Genomic DNA, 3,120 nt, shown 5'->3' with positions numbered 1-3,120 from the left:
CGCATGCGCAGGCCGCCCTTCATCGTGCGCCAGGCTTCTTCCACGCGTTGCTGCTGCTTGTAGCCAAGCGCCATGTCCTCGGCGGTGAGGGTATCGTCGTTGCTATGGACAACGAACTTGCCGTCGAAGCGTTCGAGCTCAGCGACTGCTTGCTTGTCGATCGCCGGACCTCGCTTGGTCTCTTTCAAGAACCGCCCGTAGCGGGCGCTGCTGCGCAGCGCACACATGCGCTTGTTGTGCCCGCCCTCGCCTTGATCGGTCAGACAGGCGAGTTCGGCTTCCAGCTCGCGAAGGCGCTCTTCACGGTGGGCACGCTGACGTTGCGCCTCCAGCGGGTTGAAGCACACCGCGTAGCGACGACGGCGCTCGCCGTCACCGACCACGACCTCCTTCACCTCGAGGTTGTCGGCGATCTTGCGGTAGCGCCCCGGACGCGACAGTACCGCCTCCGTGACTTCGTCGCCGCGGCGCATCGGCATGGCCATCAGGTACTTGCCGCCCCCCTTGGCGAGGGCCTGGAAGTTCGCCTGCGAGACCATGCCGGCGTCGCCGACGAACAGACAGCGGGTGAGCTGCCAGCCCTTCAGGTCTTCCTTGACCTGAGCCACTGTCGTGACATCGACCGTGTTGCCGGGAAACACCCAGTGGCGTACCGGAAAGCCGTCGCGGGTAACCGCCAGGCCGACGACGATTTGCGGCGCATCGCCGCGGCCGTTCTTGCTGTAGCCGCGCTTTCTCGGCGCAGCGTAGCGCTTGGCGCCGGACGCGACGCTACCGCAGGTCTGACCTGTGTCGTCGCCCTTGTCCTCGTCATCGATCTCGAAGTGCAGGGAGGTGGTGTCGTAGAACACGATGTCCACATCCAGGCTCAACAAGTCGGCAACCTGGAAGAAGATCGCTTGCTCGATCGCGGCCTTGTTCGCTTCGAGAAAATCCATCGCTCGATAGAGCTGGTGCAGCGCCAAGGTCTGAGTGCCTTCGATATGCACGTCCTCCTTGAGCCACTGCTCATGACAGTAGAGCTTGGAGGCCGGCGCACAGGCACGATTGGCTACCAGCGCGAACAACGCGCGCTCCATCTCGAAACCGAAGCGCCGACCGTTCGCCTGCGCACGCACGATGGCGTCGATGCCGAGTCGTTTCCACACCGCTTCGAGTGCATACACATCGCCATAGGGCCAGGCACACACCAAGCGCCAACCTGGATCGTCGGCAACGATGGCCTCGGGGGAGCAACGGCGCAGGATGCTCTTGGCCAGACGGCGAAGCCGCTCGATGACCGCCTCGTCGTCAGCACGGCCGCAGTTGAACACGATCCGCGCCTGCGAGCGCCCCTTCGAGGCATCCCACACGTTCTCGGCCAGTTGCAGGTAGGTGACCTCCCGCCCGTCGGACCGCTTCTGTTTGCTCTGTCTCAGGTGCATAGACAGAACGGTAGCGGGATTCAGACCGAAAAATCAACCACCTATGTATCTAGGATTTCGGCGCCTCACCGCTCCGAAACCCGCGCCGTTGCTGGAGATCGATCGAAAATGTGCCTCGGAACTGTCAAAGTCGGGTCAGACGCTGCCAGCAGGCCCGATATGGACAATAGGGCATACGGCGAGAGCTTTTTGCCAATAATGAGCATTATTTAACCCTTCAACGCCAGAATGCGTCTGGCACCGTTAAGTACAATGACCCCCGCGATGGTGCCGATAATCAGATCCGGATAATTGGACCCGGTCCACGCGACCAGGGCGCCGGCGGTGATGACCCCCAGGTTGATCACCACGTCGTTGGCCGAAAATATCCAGCTAGCCTTCATATGAGCTCCGCCCCCTCGATGTTTGGATACCATCAGCAGACAGGCGGTATTGGCAATCAATGCGACGAATGCGATGGCTATCATCACCAGCGATTCAGGCTCACTACCGAATACAAAGCGCCTCACGACCTCTACGAGTACGCCAACAGCCAAAACCAGTTGGACCACACCAGCAACGTGCGCAACACGGACCTGCCTTTTCACGCTATGCCCAACCGCATAAAGAGCGAGTCCGTACACTGCCGCATCAGCAAAATTGTCCAGGGACTCTGCAATGAGGCCAGTTGACTGAGCCATCAGACCGGCAGTCATTTCCACCACGAACAGAAGTGCATTGATGCCGAGCAACCAGCGCAGGGTCCCGGATTCTTGCTTAGCAGAAGCTGCCGAAAACTCGGCGGCCTTGATGGTCTCCGGATTTGCAGCGACGGTTTCCTGAAGCGAGGCGCCTAGCCCCAAGGTCTTCAGTTTCGAGGTGACGGGCTCGACCTCGCCGTCATGCACGACCTTCAGCCGGCGGTTCGACAAGTCGAAGGACAGCGCCCGAATCTCCTCAAAGCCGTTCAGGGCTAGGCGAATCATTCGTTCTTCTGATGGACAGTCCATCTTCGGCACGGCATAAACACTGACCCATCTCCCTGGCGCCTCGGAGGAGGCCTGTATATCGGTATCCGCTGCGGACGTTGCATCACCGCCACAGGCGCCACCACAGGATTTGCTCATGATACGACTCCACTTGAACAATGTTGTGGTACCATTTAAAACTATAAAGCTACTATAAGGTCAATAGAGTAAAGAATCCGTTGGGGAGGAGGCTGATGCGCATTGGTCAGTTGGCGCAGTTGGTAGGGGTCGAAACACAGACGATCCGCTTCTATGAACAGCAGGGCTTGTTGCCGCCGCCTGATCGGCAGGACAACGGTTACCGTGTCTATACCGAGAAGCATGGTGAGGGGCTGGCCTTCATCCGTCGCTGCAGAATCCTGGGCCTGTCACTGGCTGAGATTCACGAACTACAGAGCTATCAGGACGACCCTCATCAGCCTTGTACCGCCGTCAACGCCTTGCTCGATGATCACATCTCTCATGTGCGGTCGCAGATAACCGCTCTGCAAGCGCTTGAGAAACAACTCGTTTCACTGAGAGCGAGTTGCAACGATGACCGGGAAGTTGAGGCGTGTGGGGTTCTTGCTGGAATTAGCGAAGGAAACATGCACCAGCAGTAGGTGAAGCATCAACCAGATAATCCGATGAGATGCCGGTCTGTCTCACTCTCATGCAAAGGTAAGATCAACCATTTAATCCGCTTACCC

General features: G+C 58.9%; 3 protein-coding genes. 1 reads left to right on the top strand and 2 read right to left on the bottom strand.

The window, feature by feature from the left end:
* The coding region (locus tag GPA21_RS19675; protein WP_168989765.1) for an IS1634 family transposase at positions 1 to 1,424 on the bottom strand (1,424 nt) is incomplete at its 3' end.
* A 209-nt stretch (positions 1,425 to 1,633) separates the two neighbouring features.
* Entirely contained in the window at positions 1,634 to 2,530 is an 897-nt protein-coding gene (locus GPA21_RS19665; RefSeq protein ID WP_072676343.1) for a cation efflux transmembrane domain-containing protein, read from the bottom strand.
* 95 nt (positions 2,531 to 2,625) lie between these two features.
* Here GPA21_RS19665 and cadR point away from each other — a divergent pair, with 95 nt between their 5' ends.
* Positions 2,626 to 3,033: a Cd(II)/Pb(II)-responsive transcriptional regulator gene (gene cadR, locus GPA21_RS19660; RefSeq protein ID WP_004364961.1), complete on the top strand. Its 408-nt coding sequence runs from the start codon at positions 2,626 to 2,628 to the stop codon at positions 3,031 to 3,033.
* The last annotated feature ends 87 nt before the right edge of the window (positions 3,034 to 3,120 follow it).

The organism is Azoarcus taiwanensis, from assembly GCF_012910885.1.
Classification (GTDB): domain Bacteria; phylum Pseudomonadota; class Gammaproteobacteria; order Burkholderiales; family Rhodocyclaceae; genus Azoarcus_F; species Azoarcus_F taiwanensis.
Note: the sequence above shows the minus strand (reverse complement) of the source record. Positions and strands in the feature narration are given on the sequence as shown.

Coding starts and splice junctions, on each gene's coding strand:
- GPA21_RS19665 (WP_072676343.1), bottom strand. CDS start 2,530: ATGAGCAAATCCTGTGGTGGCGCCTGTGGCGGTGATGCAACGTCCGCA.
- cadR (WP_004364961.1), top strand. CDS start 2,626: ATGCGCATTGGTCAGTTGGCGCAGTTGGTAGGGGTCGAAACACAGACG.